The following is a 16,543-nucleotide window of genomic DNA, read 5'->3' as shown; positions in this document are numbered from 1 at the left end:
CATTATAAACAAGGAGTGATTTTTCATGAGAAAAATAGTAGCAAAAAAAGGTTTAGACATTGAATGTAAAGGTTGGGAACAAGAGGCAGTACTTAGAATGCTATACAACAATTTGGATCCTGAGGTAGCTGAGCGTCCTGAAGATTTAGTCGTTTATGGTGGTATCGGTAAAGCTGCACGTAATTGGGAAGCATTTGAAGCTATCGAAGAAACATTACGTTCATTAGAAGCGGATGAGACGATGTTAGTACAATCTGGTAAACCGGTTGCTGTATTTAAAACACATGAAGAAGCACCACGCGTGTTAATTTCTAACTCAGTATTAGTTCCAGAATGGGCAAACTGGGATCATTTTAACGAATTAGATAAAAAAGGGTTAATGATGTATGGTCAAATGACGGCAGGTAGTTGGATTTATATCGGTTCACAAGGTATTGTACAAGGTACATATGAAACATTTGGAGAGCTTGCTAATCAACACTATAATGGGAAATTAAATGGCACAGTTACGTTGACGGCAGGTTTAGGCGGTATGGGCGGCGCTCAACCTTTAGCCGTTACGATGAATGGTGGTGTTGTCATCGGTGTCGATGTCGATGAAACACGCATTGATAAGCGTATTGAGACGCGCTATTGTGATGTTAAAACACATGATTTAGATGAAGCTTTACGTTTAGCAGATGAAGCGCGTAAAAAAGGCGAGCCTTTATCCATTGGTTTAGTAGGTAACGCTGTCGATACGCACAAAGCCATTTTAGACAAAGGGTTTAAAATTGATATCGTGACTGATCAAACAAGTGCACATGATCCACTTAATGGTTATGTACCTCAAGGTTATTCGTTAGCAGAAGCTGAAGCAATACGTGAAAAAGATCCTAAACAATATGTAAAGGAAGCGCAAGCTTCTATGAGAAAACATGTTGAACTGATGCTTGAATTCCATAAGAAAGGCGCAGTTGCTTTTGATTATGGTAACAATATTAGACAGGTTGCATACAATGACGGATTAGAAAATGCATTTGACTTCCCAGGATTTGTGCCTGCCTATATCAGACCGTTGTTCTGTGAAGGTAAAGGTCCATTCCGTTTTGCAGCGTTAAGCGGAGACCCAAAAGATATTGAGCGTGCAGATGAAGAAATGAGAAAAATTTTCCCAGATAACGAAAAATTAATTCGCTGGTTAGATTTAGCTCAAGAAAAAATCGCTTTCCAAGGTTTACCTTCACGAATTGCTTGGTTAGGTTATGAAGAGCGTGCCAAAATGGGGTTAGCATTAAATAAACTTGTGAGAGATGGTGAAATTTCAGCGCCAATCGTAATTGGCCGTGATCATTTAGATTCTGGCTCAGTTGCGAGTCCAAACCGTGAAACAGAAGGCATGAAAGACGGTTCTGATGCCGTAGGTGATTGGGCAATATTAAATGCATTGATAAATACAGCGGCTGGTGGTTCATGGATTTCTTTCCATCACGGTGGCGGTGTTGGTATGGGTTATTCCTTACATGCTGGTATGGTTGTAGTAGCTGATGGTTCAGAACGTGCAGACAGAAGATTAGGACGTGTATTAACTACAGATCCGGGTATGGGTGTAGTGAGACATGCTGACGCGGGGTATGAATCTGCTATTAATGTTGCAAAAGATAAAGGTATCAAAATACCGATGATTACAGGTAAAGGAGACAAATTATGAACGATTTAATCATTCAAAACATTAAAGAATTAATTTTACCAAAATCTACTGAACGGCCATTAAAAGGAAAAGAACTAGACGAATTGAATATAGTTAAAAATGGGACAGTTGTTGTTAAAGATGGCAAGATTGTCTATGCTGGAGAACATTCAGATGCTTATGAAGCAAATGAAACAATTGACGCTACAGATAAAGTAGTTTCACCAGCTTTAGTTGAAGCACATACACATCTTGTTCATGGAGGCTCACGTGAACATGAAATGTCACTAAAAAGACAAGGTGTTTCTTATTTAGAAATTCTTGAACAAGGTGGGGGCATCTTGTCTACAGTTGAAGCAACACGTGAAGCGACTGAAGAAGCATTGTTTAAAAAAGCTGAAAAAAATCTCTTAACAATGATTGAGCATGGTGTGTTAGCTGTTGAAAGTAAAAGTGGTTACGGATTAGATAAAGAAAATGAACTAAAACAATTACGTGTGTCTAATCGTTTAGCTGAAAAATACAACTTAGACATGAAACACACTTTCCTAGGTCCACACGCCGTACCAAAAGATGCTGAATCTAATCAAGTATTCTTACAGGAAATGATTGATTTATTACCAGAGGTTAAACCATATGCAGATTTTGCTGATATTTTCTGTGAAACTGGTGTATTTACAGTAGAAGAGTCAAAGAAATATATGGAAGCAGCCAAAACATTAGGTTTCGATGTGAAAATTCATGCAGATGAAATCGATCCTTTAGGTGGATTAGAGTTAGCAATTGATGAAAATGCAATCTCTGCAGACCATCTTGTGGCTTCCAGTGAAGAAGGTAAAGCTAAACTTAGACATAGCGATACAGTCGCAGTACTACTTCCAGGCACAACTTTCTATTTAGGTAAAGAATCTTATGCAGATGCACGAGGCATGTTAGACAATGGTGGAGCAATAGCTATAGCGACTGATTTTAACCCAGGTAGTTGTGTAACAAATAATTTACAACTTGTAATGTCGATTGCCGCTTTAAAACTAAAATTATCTCCAAATGAAATTTGGAATGCCGTTACAGTCAATGCTGCTAAAGCAATTGATGTAGACGCAGGTACAATCAATCAAGGAGATAAGGCGAATATTGTGATTTGGGACGCACCTAATCATGAATATATTCCTTATCACTATGGTATCAACCATGCTGAAAAAGTAATCAAAGATGGCAAAGTATTGATTGATAATCGTATAAACTTGATACAGTAAGTGATTAATGAAAAGCTGAGTCTTTAAGACTTAGCTTTTTTGATTCAAACATAGGCAGAGTTGATTAAATATTTCGACAATTATGATACCATATAATTAAAGCATTATGGAGGTGACAATGAATGTGCGTCACGTAAATTACATAAATCAATGGTATGGAGCATTAGTCACCAATATGCTTACAGGTATTCTGTTAGCACTTGCGTTATTACCAGGTGCCATTGCATTTTCCTTTATTGCGGGTGTTAGCCCAACAATAGGATTGTTGAGTACTGGTCTCATGATGCTAGTTATTAGTATTACTGGTAATCGCACACTAATGGTGTCTGCACCTAGTAGTGGTGTGTCATTAGTTGTTGCGCCCCTTATGGCAAGCCACGGGATGTCGGCAGTGATATTGGCTACGTTATTTATGGGAATGATACAAATTATTATTGGTATTTGTCGAACGAACAAATTGTTAGATTATATTCCTACTGGCGTGGTCATTGGTTTTATGAATGCATTAGGTGTTTTACTCTTTACATCGCAACTGAAGAACATATTTAATATTTCTAATGCGACCTACGTTATAGCGGTGGCATCTTTTTTAATTATTTGGATAGCCCAACGGTATATCAAACTCGTCCCGGCTCCCTTAATTGCCATTATTATCTTGACCATATGCGCATGGATGATTAAACAAGATATATTATATGTGCACCATCTGGCCCCAATACACACGCATATACCTACGTTATCTCTTCCAAATGCTTTATACGATATGGATACGATAGCTATATCATTATTATATGGTTTAACCATGGCAATCGTTGCTGTTGTACAAACCACATTAACTGCACGGATGATGGACGAGGTTACTTCCACTAAAAGTAACAAAAATAAAGAAACTATAGGTCAAGGTATTGCTAATGCAATCGTCGCTTTATTTGGCGGCTATGGTGGTAGTGCATTGGTGGGTCAGTCACGTTTTAATACAACGATGGGTGCTACTACGAGAGTATCCACAATGGTTACGGGTGCTTTTTTACTTATCAGTTTATTTGTTTTTGGAGATATCATTGGTCAAATACCAATGGCAGTGTTAGCGACAGTGTTAATTACCATTTCTCTTAATACGTTTGACAGAAGAACGATTTCATTTATAAAACTGTCACCGTTTACGAATGGCGGTATGGTTATTGTTACTATGATTATTATTTTAATTACGAATAACTTAGCCGCAGGCGTGGTTATTGTAAGTGTAATATATTATTTGATTCAAGGTTTTAAAAAAAAGAAAGGACGTGACATGTAATGCCACAATATGAAGATTATATAAATTGGAGAAGAACATTTCACCAATATCCAGAGTTATCTGATGCGGAATATGACACAACCAAACGAATCAGAGATATCTTGGAAGCATTAGATATTAAAGTTTTAGATTTACCCTTAGAAACCGGTCTTGTAGCAGAAATTGGCCAAGGTGATACACTAGTTGCGGTAAGAACAGATATCGATGCGCTGCCAATTGATGAGCAAGTAAAACATGAATTCACTTCTACAAATAAAGGTGTAATGCATGCGTGTGGACATGACATTCATATGGCTAGTGTCTTAGGTGTAGCCGCTAAGTTGAAAGAAATGGAAAACCTTTTAAATGGGCGTGTACGCATTATTTTCCAATCAGCAGAAGAGTTAGGTTATGGTGCTCTAAATATTGCTAATACAGGTGCTATAGATGGTGCGAAAGCAGTGTTAGGATATCATAATTATCCAACTTTAGATATCGGGGAGTTTGCGGTGAAATCAGGTGTTATTACCTCTTCTGTAGACCGCTTTGAATATAAAATCAAGGGTAAAGGTGCACATGCTGCCAAGCCAGAGCAAGGTAACGATCCGATGATTGTATTAGGTCAGTTGATCAACAGCGTTCAATCCATTGTCAGCAGAAATTTATCTGCGTTTGATAATGCAGTTGTGACAATTGGAGAAGTATCTTGTGGTAATACTTGGAATGTTATTGCAGACGAAGCTTATGTTCAAGGCACTGTAAGAAGCTTTGATGAAGATAAACGCTTATTAATTGAAGAGCGATTAAGATCGATTGGAAGAGGACTTTCAGAAGCATTTGGTGTAGAAATTGAAACACTTTATCATCGTTTACCAGGTGCTGTAATAAATGATGATAAATTAACTAATGATGCCATAGAGGTAGCCCAAGAGGTTGGCTATAACGTGAGTATCATGGACCAACCATTAACGATTGGCGAGGATTTTTCAGGTTTCTCGAACAAATATCCAAGTGTATTTGTCTTTATAGGTTCGAACAGTGAATATGATTTACATCATCCAAAATATGATCCAGATGAGCGTATTTTAGAAAAAGTACCGGACTATTTTGTTACATTTGTGCAGAAGCTTTTAGATGATAATGAACGATAAAGCCTTAAATAATGTATTAAGCTAAAGAAAAAGTGGGTATTTAATTATTAGTTCATAATTTAAGGAGTGTTCATAATGGCAAGCCAAGATCCAAGAACTAAATTTTCAAATAAAGATTTTCCAAAACAGGAACAACCAGTTCCAGGTTTGCAGAATAAATTAGAACCAAAGCCAGATTGTGGTGAAACGTCATATATTGGTTATGGCCGTTTGAAGGATTATAAGATGTTAGTAACCGGTGGAGATTCAGCAATCGGTAGAGCAGCTGCAATTGCCTATGCTAAAGAAGGTGCAGATGTTGCAATTAACTATCTTCCTGAGGAACAGCAAGATGCCGAAGAAGTGCAACAAGTTATTGAAGCAGCAGGGAGAAAAGCTGTTTTAATTCCAGGTGATATCAGGAATGAGCAATTTAATTACGATTTAGTTGAAGCGGCTTACAAAGCACTTGGTGGTTTAGATAATGTGACAATTGTTGCTGGCCATCAACAATATAGAGATAACATTAAAGGATTTGACACAGCTTCATTTTCAGAAACATTCGAGACCAATGTATATCCAATTTTTTGGACTGTTCAAAAAGCAATAGATTATTTACAAGCAGGTGCTACAATCACACTGACGTCATCAGTGCAAGGTTATCATCCTAGTCCAATCTTACATGATTATGCTGCTTCAAAAGCAGCAATCATTTCGTTAACAAAAAGTTTATCTGAAGAGCTGGGCGAAAGAGGCATACGTGTGAACTGCATAGCTCCAGGTCCATTTTGGTCTCCTTTACAAATTTCTGGTGGACAACCCCAATCAAAAATTCCAAACTTTGGACAAAAAGAAGTCATGGGAAGAGCGGGGCAACCCGTTGAACTGTCAGGTACGTATGTCCATTTAGCAGCTGAGGAATCTAGTTACACAACAGGACAAGTATATGGTGTGACTGGTGGAACACAATTAGATTAAGTTATGTTTATGTCATAAGTTTAGTTTAATGAATGGGAGTGGGATGAAATTGTGATGTCCCATCCGCTTATGGCTATCCATAAAAGTTGATTAACTATGTTCATGAAACGAGTATCAATTTGTGACATTGACCTATGAGTTATCGATGTGTGAGCGAGAATGAGAAATCAATTTAAATATTTGGTTTCTATCTCGCTTTTTCTTATTTTTGGGAAAGGAAGTAGACCAATTATGAAACAATATAATGCGAATGCATTAACCAAACAACAAAATTACAAATTGCTTAGTGGCAGCATTATCCCAAGACCCATTGCATTTGTAACTACGCAAGATAAAGACGGACGTTTAAATGCTGCGCCCTTTAGTTTTTTTAACGTAGTGTGTAGTGCGCCGCCTATGATTATGATCGCTACAACACGTTCGGAAGGGAGACGCAAAGATACATCTTTGAATATTGAAGATACAGCATCGTTTGTAGTGCATATTACAGATGAAGAGACGGTTGAACAAATTAATAAAACTGCTGCACCCATTGAGAGGACGCAAAATGAATTGGATCGAACACAATTAACATGTATTGAGTCGGAGTTAATCCCTGTTCCTGGTATTGAGCAAGCTAAGATCCGAATGGAATGCAAATTAGACAGAATCATTTCATTAGGCGATAAGCAAGAAGGTTCTGATTTAATTATTGGTGAAGTTGTGATGTATCATATAGATGAAACTGTCTATATTGATGATAGTAAAATAGATCCTCAAACGCTAAGTCCTGTGGCTCGTTTAGCTGGAAATGATTATGCATCACTAGGTAAATCATTTACGCTTAAGCGACCAACAGAATAATAAATCCAATGTGTGATAATGTAAGACGTAAATAGATGGATTAATGTTAAGATATATTAAAGTTTAGACAAGAATTAGGAACAGTAATTGACTAAATCTATTTAATACTGTACTGTAAAAAAATAAATTAAATAACTTATCAAGAGAAGTGGAGGGACTGGCCTGTTGATACTTCGGCAACATGATGATGCGTGTGCCAATTCCAGTAGCATTTTATGATGCTAGAAGATAAGAATAAATGTACAAAGTTTACTCTTTCTTCTGTGTAGAAAGAGTTTTTTTATTGTGTAAGTTTATTTAATGACAGAATAATGCATATTCAGGTTAAACTTAATAGAAAGTTGGTTTTGTATGGAGGAGACAAAGAAAGGCAATGCTTGGGCACTTATACCATTAATTATATTTGTTGGGATGTTTTTAGGTGTCGGTATTATTACAGGCGATTTCACTACAATGCCCCTAAACGTTGCTATATTAGTAGCTTCAATTGTGGGACTTGTATTAAATAGAAAAGAATCATTTCAAAAAAAGGTTGAGATTTTTACAAAGGGTGCAGGTCATTCTAATATTATTCTAATGATGCTCATTTTCTTACTAGCAGGCGCTTTTTCACAAACGACTGAAGATATGGGTGGCGTAAAATCTACAGTGAATTTAGGATTATCTTTGATTCCAGAGAATTTAATCATTGTAGGACTATTTGTTATTTGTATGTTTGTTTCATTATCAATGGGTACATCAGTAGGCACAGTAGCAGCTATCGCGCCTGTTGGGTTTGGACTAAGCCAAGCAACGGATGTATCTGCAGCAATAACAATGGCAACTGTTGTAGGTGGTGCGATGTTTGGTGACAACTTATCAATGATTTCAGATACGACCATAGCTGCGGTAAGAACGCAAAAGACCAAAATGAGTGACAAGTTTAAAGTGAATATTAAAATTGTACTACCAGGTGCTATAATTACGGTAATTGTACTTTGGTTTTTAACGAATGGTGCACAAATTGATGCGACTAAGAGCTATGATTATGATTTAATAAAAGTGATACCCTACTTATTTGTACTGATACTCGCATTATGTGGTGTCAATGTTATTATTGTACTAATTGGTGGTATCATGCTTTCTGCCATTATTGGTTTATTTTATGGTACATTTGATTGGACCGAATTATTGAGTTCCATTTCAAAAGGGATAATTGGTATGGAAGATATTGCTATTATTGCACTGTTAATTGGTGGCCTAGTGGCATTGATACAACACAATGGCGGCATAACATGGTTACTTAATTTTGTGCGAAATAGAGTGAAATCTAAGCGTGGCGCAGAGTTAGGGATTGCTAGTTTAGTTAGCGTTGCAGATATTTCAACAGCAAATAATACAATTTCTATATTAATGGCAGGCCCTTTAGCTAAAGATATTTCTGATGAATATGGTGTGGATCCCCGTAAATCAGCCAGTATTTTAGATATGTTTGCAAGCTGTTTCCAAGGGTTATTACCTTATAGCCCACAATTAATTGCTGCAGCAGGTGTAGCATCTATATCTCCATTTGAACTAGTACCGTTTGCTATTTATCCAATGATATTAGGTATTTGTGGCATCATCGCAATATGTTTCAGATTACCGAGATTAGATAAAAATTAAAAAAAGATTGAACAAGGTGCAAATATCAATTCAAACATACAGTTTATTATTTATTTTGGAATGCAAAATTTTGACGTTTACTGACTATTAACGATAAACTAGAGTTATTAAGGGCTTAATAAATGGATAGAAATGATTGAAATCTTAAGTTATTATAGTTAAGAAGTCTTACATCATGCGTTAAAATAGAAATAAGGGTGAAAGTAGGTGAACAATACATCATGGCTAAATATAATGTAGAGAATGAAAATGTTGAGATACGTCTTGAACGATTATTCAAAGTTGAACCAGAATTGTTATATCAAGCGTGGACGGATGAACGTTTTCTGAAGCAATGGTTTATGACATCGGAGAGAACAAATAAGTCTATCCAAGTAAACGCTGAGCAAAATGGTAACTATAAAATAATTGATGTCCGTAAAGGTAAAGAAAATATAGTTCAAGGATCTTATCTTACGTTAACGCCCTATGAATTTATTGAAATGACGATTGGTATGCCAGAGTTAAGTGATTCTGAAGATACGATTGAAGTGGAAATTTTCGAGAGAGAGCCAGGTATAACGCAAATGGTTTTTAGTTATACTGCATTTGTACCTAGAGAACGTAGGTTGACAACTTTAGAATACAAACAAAAGAAAAAAGAATATCATGATTCCACGGCACATGGTTTTGAAATGTTATTTGATCAACTACAAATTGCATTAGAAACATTTGAGGCAGATTTATAAAAGACATTAAACTTTATTTATCGTCATAAAATATTAAAGGACTTATAAGCACGCAGATACAATTGTGCTTGTAAGTCCTTTTTTTTATTCAAAACCTATCTGCGTTGAGTTCACCTTGCTCTTGACGTTCATTGTATTTACGTAATAATGTTTCGAAAAAGATGTGATAGCTGATAAAGCTTGAGTAATCTATACCATCTACAAGATAAAATGTATTACTAGATACATAGATATTATAATTCGCTTTTTGTGCGAGTGTATTATCTTTTAATGTTGTCACTGAGAAAAAATATTTTTGGCGTAGTTGTAGTAGGTTAGTGATGTCGGGCAATTGTTCAGTTTCACCAGAGAGTGAAATAATGAAAAAAATATCTTTCGGTGTTGTTTTATTTAACACCATTTTAAATTCATGTACATCATGTAAGACGATAATACTTTTATGAATTGTTAATAAAATACGTTGAGCTTCTTGAGCAACATTCATTTGTGCTAATCCTGTACCGTAAAGGTACACAGTTTCGGCTTGGTTAATTTTATTAGTAATCAGTTCATAATCAATGCGTTCTAAATAAGTAAAAGTATTCTCAATTTCTTGTTTAAATCCCTCGATAGAGTCAGAGGGTAATTGATGTGTTTGTTCCGTTTCAAATTTTAAATAAGATTTAAAATCACTGTAGCCATCAAAACCCAGCTTTCGAGTAAATCGATGAATAGTAGCATTGGATGCATGGGTATAAGTGGCTAGTTCATGTATTTTCATCGTTTTACATTGATTAATATGTGTATTAATAAAATGTGCGATATGCAAGTCATTTTCATTTAATTTACTAAAGTTGTTATTTACGCGTTCATCTAAAAACAATTGGTTCACCTCTTACTCTATGAAAATATTTTCAACTTTTGAAAATATAATCTGATTATACAAAATTATTCCGAATGGCGTCAAACCATTGTTTAAATGTAAGCGTTTCCTATAATGGTATGTGTAAGCAATTAAAATAAAAGTGAATGTATCAATGTGATATAAATTGTCGAAATTGAGAAGATTTTAATGGATAAGAAATGAGGGAATACAGTTATGAACACAATTAAACGATTTGGTAGTGCAATGATTGTACCTGTTTTAATGTTTGCTTTCTTCGGTATTGTACTAGGTTTTGCAACATTATTTAAAAACCCATCAATTATGGGGAGCATTGCTGAAGATGGAACGACGTGGTTTAAGATTTGGTCTGTAATTGAATCGGGTGGATGGACGATATTCAATCACATGGAAATCGTTTTTGTTGTAGGTTTGCCATTATCATTAGCTAAGAAAGCACCGGGACATGCTGCATTAGCAGCCTTAATGGGTTACTTAATGTTCAATACATTTATTAATGCTTTTCTTACACAATGGCCGCATACATTTGGGGCTAATTTGGAAAAGGGAGTTGAGAATGTAACCGGTCTTAAAGCAATTGCAGGTATTGAGACATTAGATACTAATATTTTAGGTGGTATTGTTATTTCAAGTATAGTGACTTGGATACATAATCGATATTATAGTAAACGTCTTCCTGAAATGTTGGGGGTATTCCAAGGACTAACATTTATCGTTACAATTTCATTTTTTGTCATGTTACCTCTTGCATTAATTACTTGTATTATTTGGCCTACTGTACAAAGTGGCATTTCTTCATTACAAGGATTTATTATTGGGTCAGGTTATATTGGCGTATGGTTATACCATTTCTTAGAGAGAGTGCTGATACCAACTGGTTTGCATCACTTCATTTATGCACCTATAGAAGTAGGGCCAGTAGTGGTTAATCACGGTTTGAAGGCAGAATGGTTTGAACATGTTAATGAGTTTGCTAAAAGTACTAAACCATTAAAAGAACAATTCCCTTATGGATTTATGTTGCAGGGTAATGGTAAAGTATTTGGAGCCATTGGTATCGCTTTAGCAATGTACTCAACAACACCTAAAGAGAATAAAAAGAAAATTGCTGCATTATTAATACCAGCAACACTAACTGCAGTGGTTGTAGGCATTACAGAGCCCTTAGAGTTTACATTTTTATTTATTGCACCATATCTATTTGTATTACACGCATTATTAGCTGCTACTATGGATACTTTAATGTATGGCTTTGGTCTCGTAGGTAATTTTGGTGGTGGACTGTTAGACTTTTTCGCAACAAACTGGATTCCATTAGCACAGAATCATTGGTTAACTTATGTATTCCAAATCATCATTGGACTAGTATTCACAGCAATTTATTACTTCTTGTTCAGATTTTTAATTTTGAAATTTAACATTCCACTTCCAGGACGCAAAAAAGACGAAGAAGATGTGAAATTGTATAGCAAACATGATTATAAAGATAAGAAAGTAGCCACGGAAACAACGTCATCTACAGGTAATGAATACAATGACAAAGCAATTTACTATCTAGAAGGATTAGGTGGCAAAGAGAATATTAAAGATGTAACAAACTGTACGACACGTTTAAGGTTGACAGTGAAGGATGCTGATAAAGTAGAGGATAGTGGCTATTTCACTCATAATCAAATGTCCCATGGGTTAGTTAAGCGAGGTACGAATGTGCAAGTGGTCGTAGGTATGTCTGTGCCTCAAGTGAGAGAAGCATTTGAAAATATTATCAATGATGTATAGTAATGAATAAGAAAAGTGCCTAAGACATTACATGATGTCGTAGGCACTTTTTATATTGGAATTAAGAAATTCTCACTTTGTGTAATAAGCGTGGTTGATAAACTGCTCCGAGAATGTCTATATTGTGTGTCGCAATTAAATTGATTAGTTTGGCAAATACAGATGGTGAACAAGAAACATTGATTTTGTTTCTATTGAAGGTATAAGATATATAGTCAGTTTGATTGAGTAGATTCATGATGTCGATGACTTTATCTTTTATAAATGCATCATGCAAACCATCTACGATTAGTTCAAAACGCTTAGATGATAATAACAAGTGATCTAATGCTAATAGTTCATCTGAATTGGCATTTTCAAGTATTTGATAAATGGCATAATTATGAAAACTTAAAAAGCTAATCATATAAGGCAACTGTTGCTTAGGTAAATTTATTTCTAAAGCATATAAATTGTTCTTTTTAAAAATTGTAAATTTAAAAGAATTACAAAATTGAATTTGTTTTAAAAGTTTTGATAAGTGTTTTCTTGTCGTGCGCTTATCAAGACCATCAATGTTTAACACAAACGTTTCGGTTCTATCTAAAAACATATTATACCCCCAATATCTATATAAAGTGTTTTATCGCTATTAATCATAATATTCTATTACGCTTAAATTTTTACAAGTTTATATTTCTATTAGATTGTACCACTCTTTTTTGAAGTAAGCACTAGGTCTTAAGAACGAAGTTGAATTTTTTTAACTAATATAGTTATTATTGAATTTAGAATATTTAGAATATTTAGTTGTTTAGCGGTTTAAAATATGATACATTTTTCTTTGTTAATACATAAAGGGAAGTGTTTAAAGATGTTATCAAAAGTTAGTAAGTTTGCCACCAACACATTCTTATTATGGATGTTGATTGCTGCAATTATTGGATTTATTTTTCCAAATCAGTTAGCTACATTAAGTGGATGGGTACCGTATTTGCTAGGTATTGTTATGTTAGGAATGGGGTTAACTATTGATCCAAAAGACTTTAAGATTGTATTTCAAGCACCACGTACAGTTATTATTGGTGTTATATTACAATATACAATCATGCCATTAACGGCGTTTTTAATCGCAAAACTGTTTCATTTGCCACCAGAAGTTGCTATAGGTGTTATTTTAGTAGGATGCTGTCCGGGAGGGACGTCGAGCAATGTGATGAGTTATTTGGCTAATGCCAACGTCGCTTTATCTGTCGCAATCACAAGTGTATCAACCTTGTTAGCACCGATTTTGACACCAGCATTAATATATTTGTTTGCGCATGAGTGGTTGCAAGTTTCATTTATGAGCATGTTCTGGTCAGTAATTCAAGTCATATTAATACCAATCATGATTGGTTTTATATTACAAAAAGTATTTAAAAACTTTGCGGCTAAATCTGCTACGGCTTTACCCATTGTATCTGTAGTTGCAATTTCATTGATTTTAGCTTCAGTGGTAGGCGGTAGTAAATCACAGATTCTTGAAACGGGCTTATTAATCTTTGCTGTTGTCATCTTACATAACATAGTAGGTTATACACTCGGCTATACGTTAGCACGTTTGTTCAAGCTTGATAGAGCAGATAAGAAAGCTGTTTCTATTGAAGTAGGTATGCAAAATTCTGGTTTAGCAGTGTCTTTAGCGACTGTCCATTTTAGTCCATTAGCCGCTGTGCCGGGTGCTGTATTTAGCCTTATACACAATATTACAGGACCAATCTTAGCAAAATATTGGAATAAACGTTAAAAGAGAAATTATATAAAATAGCGTAAGTACAAAATAAAACGCATTCATCATGTAGTTTGTTTATGTACTTACGTTTTTTTATGCTGCAAATAAGTAAGGTGAAAGAGATTAATTACTGCTGAAATTATGATAAGCTAACATTATATAGAAACTGTTTTAATTATTTAATAGTGAAGTGGTTATTGGAGGAATAGAGATGTATAAAGCAGTGGTGTTCGATTTTGATGGTACGATTGTTGATACAGAAAAACACTTATTTGAAGTTATCAATAAACATTTAGAACAACATAATTTAAAACAAATAAGCTTAGATTTTTATCGTCAATCTATTGGAGGTGCTGCAACAGCATTACATAATTATTTGGAAGAAGTACTTGGAATAAGCAAAAAAAATAAAATTTATGAAGAGCATAACCAAACGAGTGTAAATCTACCTATCATCAAATCTATACACATATTAATGGATTATTGTAAGCAACGACATATACCAATGGCAATCGCAACGAGTAGTTACCGTGAAGATATTCAACCAACTTTTACTAATTTAGGTTTAGGTGCTTATATTGATATCATTGTTGGACGTGAAGATGTTGCAGCAATTAAACCTAATCCAGATCCATATTTAACAGCAGTTCAAAAGCTAAATTATAATCCTACAAATTGTCTAGCAATCGAAGACTCTGTTAATGGAGCTACAGCTGCAGTTACTGCAGGTCTAGATGTCATTGTTAATACAAATGAAATGACAGAACTACAAGATTTTAGTGATGTTGCTTATTTCGGTAAAGATTTATCTGCAGAAGAAATTATAAAATTATGTTTTGAAAATAATAGAGGGTAATATAATGAATAATTATTTAATATTATTTTTTGTAGGAGGACCTATTGTATTAGCGATTGGAAATTTAGTATTAGGGCCTATTTTTAATAAAAAGATTCCGTTTCATATTCAATTTCGTTCATTTATGGTGGGCACGTTAGTATATTTATTATGTGCTGCAGTACTTTATTATTTTGTGTTACAAGATCAATTTTGACTATTAAAAATGGCTGCCGTGGTAAACACACGACAGCCATTTTATATGTTATTACTAATGTTGATTTCAAAAGTTTATTTAATACTTAACTATGATAAGAATTTGAATATGAGTGTCACTAATACAAGAACTAATAATATAGCATCAATTCCAACCATAATGGCAAAACGTGGATTCTTTTCACCTGATGCTTTTGACTTTTGAACAGCTTTTAGATTTGGAATTAAGCTTACCACTAATAAAATAATTACAACAATGCCTAATATAATACTCAATGACTATCACCACCATTTTTATTTTTTGCAATGAATTCCCATACATAACCGGCAGCAATACCGAGAATTAACCCAATCACTATGCCTGCTTTCATGGCAGAGAAAATGGCGCTAATAAGTATGGTAATGAGTAAAGCAATAGGGATTGTGATACCAAATTTATATTTTCTTTCAGGCGAGTTTACTATAGAGAATAGTGCATAATATAAAATGCCGAAGACAATAATGACAAGGACACTTTTTAATATCTGTTGCACAATTGAACTATCGGACCCACTAAAATAATTTATTATAAAAAATAATACACCAAAAATGATGGAAATCGTAAGTGTACGTTTCAGTAAGTAATGATTCATATATAACTCCTTTGTACTAAAGTCTATTAAAGATTATAACATACAAAGTATCAAAGCTAGTGTCTAACTGATTTACGTGAAACTTCATGATCGTATTGATGATGGTCATTTAAATAGGCATAGAATAAACCTATGATTAATCCACCGCCGATATAATTTCCAATGCCGGCTCCAATCAGATTGACAACGACAGGTATTAACGCTAACGCATTGCTATGATACACAATGCCACCAGCGAAAAGGACTGAATTGTACACAACGTGTTCATACCCCATAAATGCAAAAATGGATACTCCAAACATCATGACAAACATTTTGGCTAAAATATCATCAATTTGCATAGCGATAACTAAAGAAATATTTATGAAGAAATTTGCAAAAATACCTTTAATAAGAATAGCGATAAAGCCTGCCGATAACGTTTTATGTTCAATAGTTGTTTCCAGGTGAGTGAACATTTCAGCGGTCATGACATCAGATCCTCTTAAAATTAAAAAGAAAATCACACCACCTAAAACATTACCAATAAAACAAAGCATGAAAATTTTCAAAACACGACTTGGGCGTATTACACGATAATATAAACCAACTGTGAAATACATAAAATTGCTTGTAAGTAATTCTGAATTAGTAAACAGTATTAAGACTAGCGCAAAACTAAATGCAACAGCAGCAATTAAATTGATTAAACCTGCAGGAATATGTGTATCAAGCGAAGCTCTAATAAGTAATACAAATACAGTGATTACGCCTAATATAAAACCAGCCATAATGGCTCGGAGTAAATAACGTTTGAAATAAAAGCTTTGAAGAATATCTTTGGTTCTTATTGTATCTACGACATGTTTGATCCAAGCTTTACCATAGAAGACTTTATCCCATTTAACATTTTTATCATTCAATTTAACATCCTCGCTTTCT

Annotated in this window: 17 protein-coding genes and 1 riboswitch; of the genes, 12 read left to right on the top strand and 5 right to left on the bottom strand. The window is 34.5% G+C overall.

Annotation, left to right across the window (positions count from 1 at the left end; genetic code table 11):
• The first annotated feature begins 25 nt into the window (after window positions 1-25).
• The 8 genes from hutU to BTJ66_RS04255 all read left to right on the top strand — a co-directional run bounded on the left by hutU (window position 26) and on the right by BTJ66_RS04255 (window position 9,524).
• Entirely contained in the window at window positions 26-1,690 is a 1,665-nt protein-coding gene (hutU, locus tag BTJ66_RS04290) for a urocanate hydratase (RefSeq protein ID WP_099089740.1), read from the top strand.
• The gene (gene hutI, locus BTJ66_RS04285; RefSeq protein WP_099089739.1) at window positions 1,687-2,925 is read left to right on the top strand and encodes an imidazolonepropionase; all 1,239 of its coding nucleotides are present in this window, start codon (window positions 1,687-1,689) and stop codon (window positions 2,923-2,925) included. The genes hutU and hutI overlap by 4 nt, the downstream gene beginning before the upstream one ends.
• Before the next feature lie 118 nt (window positions 2,926-3,043).
• On the top strand, window positions 3,044-4,222 hold the full coding sequence (locus BTJ66_RS04280; RefSeq protein ID WP_099089738.1) for a SulP family inorganic anion transporter: 1,179 nt from the start codon (window positions 3,044-3,046) through the stop codon (window positions 4,220-4,222).
• On the top strand, window positions 4,222-5,352 hold the full coding sequence (locus tag BTJ66_RS04275) for an amidohydrolase (RefSeq protein WP_099089737.1): 1,131 nt from the start codon (window positions 4,222-4,224) through the stop codon (window positions 5,350-5,352). The genes BTJ66_RS04280 and BTJ66_RS04275 overlap by 1 nt, the downstream gene beginning before the upstream one ends.
• Window positions 5,353-5,427: 75 nt before the next feature.
• Window positions 5,428-6,309 (top strand): SDR family oxidoreductase, encoded by an 882-nt coding sequence (locus tag BTJ66_RS04270; protein WP_099089736.1) that lies wholly within the window; start codon window positions 5,428-5,430, stop codon window positions 6,307-6,309.
• Between the two features lie 231 nt (window positions 6,310-6,540).
• A complete protein-coding gene (locus BTJ66_RS04265) occupies window positions 6,541-7,152 on the top strand; it encodes a flavin reductase family protein (protein ID WP_099089735.1) in 612 nt (203 codons plus the stop codon).
• Window positions 7,153-7,285: 133 nt separating this feature from the next.
• A riboswitch (SAM riboswitch) is annotated at window positions 7,286-7,387 on the top strand.
• Window positions 7,388-7,503: 116 nt separating this feature from the next.
• Window positions 7,504-8,796 (top strand): Na+/H+ antiporter NhaC family protein, encoded by a 1,293-nt coding sequence (locus BTJ66_RS04260; RefSeq protein ID WP_099089734.1) that lies wholly within the window; start codon window positions 7,504-7,506, stop codon window positions 8,794-8,796.
• A 221-nt stretch (window positions 8,797-9,017) separates the two neighbouring features.
• Window positions 9,018-9,524: an SRPBCC family protein gene (locus BTJ66_RS04255; RefSeq protein WP_099089733.1), complete on the top strand. Its 507-nt coding sequence runs from the start codon at window positions 9,018-9,020 to the stop codon at window positions 9,522-9,524.
• Window positions 9,525-9,612: 88 nt separating this feature from the next.
• Here BTJ66_RS04255 and BTJ66_RS04250 read toward each other — a convergent pair whose 3' ends face one another.
• On the bottom strand, window positions 9,613-10,386 hold the full coding sequence (locus tag BTJ66_RS04250) for a MurR/RpiR family transcriptional regulator (protein WP_099089732.1): 774 nt from the start codon (window positions 10,384-10,386) through the stop codon (window positions 9,613-9,615).
• 216 nt (window positions 10,387-10,602) lie between these two features.
• On the opposite strand from BTJ66_RS04250, the gene BTJ66_RS04245 reads away from it, so the two are divergent.
• Window positions 10,603-12,186: an alpha-glucoside-specific PTS transporter subunit IIBC gene (locus BTJ66_RS04245; RefSeq protein ID WP_099089731.1), complete on the top strand. Its 1,584-nt coding sequence runs from the start codon at window positions 10,603-10,605 to the stop codon at window positions 12,184-12,186.
• Between the two features lie 61 nt (window positions 12,187-12,247).
• Here BTJ66_RS04245 and BTJ66_RS04240 read toward each other — a convergent pair whose 3' ends face one another.
• Window positions 12,248-12,778 (bottom strand): hypothetical protein, encoded by a 531-nt coding sequence (locus BTJ66_RS04240; RefSeq protein ID WP_099089730.1) that lies wholly within the window; start codon window positions 12,776-12,778, stop codon window positions 12,248-12,250.
• A gap of 261 nt (window positions 12,779-13,039) precedes the next feature.
• On the opposite strand from BTJ66_RS04240, the gene BTJ66_RS04235 reads away from it, so the two are divergent.
• From BTJ66_RS04235 to BTJ66_RS04225, 3 genes are all read left to right on the top strand, one after another.
• Window positions 13,040-13,954 carry a bile acid:sodium symporter family protein gene (locus BTJ66_RS04235; RefSeq protein WP_099089729.1) on the top strand — a complete coding sequence of 305 codons (915 nt, stop codon included), beginning with the start codon at window positions 13,040-13,042 and terminating at the stop codon, window positions 13,952-13,954.
• 196 nt (window positions 13,955-14,150) lie between these two features.
• A complete protein-coding gene (locus tag BTJ66_RS04230; protein WP_099089728.1) occupies window positions 14,151-14,795 on the top strand; it encodes an HAD family hydrolase in 645 nt (214 codons plus the stop codon).
• A gap of 4 nt (window positions 14,796-14,799) precedes the next feature.
• The gene (locus tag BTJ66_RS04225; RefSeq protein WP_099089727.1) at window positions 14,800-14,991 is read left to right on the top strand and encodes a hypothetical protein; all 192 of its coding nucleotides are present in this window, start codon (window positions 14,800-14,802) and stop codon (window positions 14,989-14,991) included.
• Between the two features lie 89 nt (window positions 14,992-15,080).
• On the opposite strand, the gene BTJ66_RS04220 is transcribed toward BTJ66_RS04225, so the two are convergent.
• The 3 genes from BTJ66_RS04220 to BTJ66_RS04210 are packed head-to-tail and all read right to left on the bottom strand — an operon-like array spanning window position 15,081 to window position 16,524.
• Complete coding sequence (locus BTJ66_RS04220; protein ID WP_099089726.1) at window positions 15,081-15,266, bottom strand: hypothetical protein; 186 nt, start codon at window positions 15,264-15,266, stop codon at window positions 15,081-15,083.
• Window positions 15,263-15,622 carry a hypothetical protein gene (locus BTJ66_RS04215; RefSeq protein ID WP_099089725.1) on the bottom strand — a complete coding sequence of 120 codons (360 nt, stop codon included), beginning with the start codon at window positions 15,620-15,622 and terminating at the stop codon, window positions 15,263-15,265. Before BTJ66_RS04215 ends, BTJ66_RS04220 begins: the two co-directional genes overlap by 4 nt.
• A gap of 56 nt (window positions 15,623-15,678) precedes the next feature.
• Window positions 15,679-16,524 (bottom strand): formate/nitrite transporter family protein, encoded by an 846-nt coding sequence (locus BTJ66_RS04210; protein WP_099089724.1) that lies wholly within the window; start codon window positions 16,522-16,524, stop codon window positions 15,679-15,681.
• Window positions 16,525-16,543: the final 19 nt, after the last annotated feature.

This window comes from Staphylococcus edaphicus (genome assembly GCF_002614725.1).
Lineage (GTDB): Bacteria > Bacillota > Bacilli > Staphylococcales > Staphylococcaceae > Staphylococcus > Staphylococcus edaphicus.
This window is presented reverse-complemented; position numbering and strand designations above follow the sequence as displayed.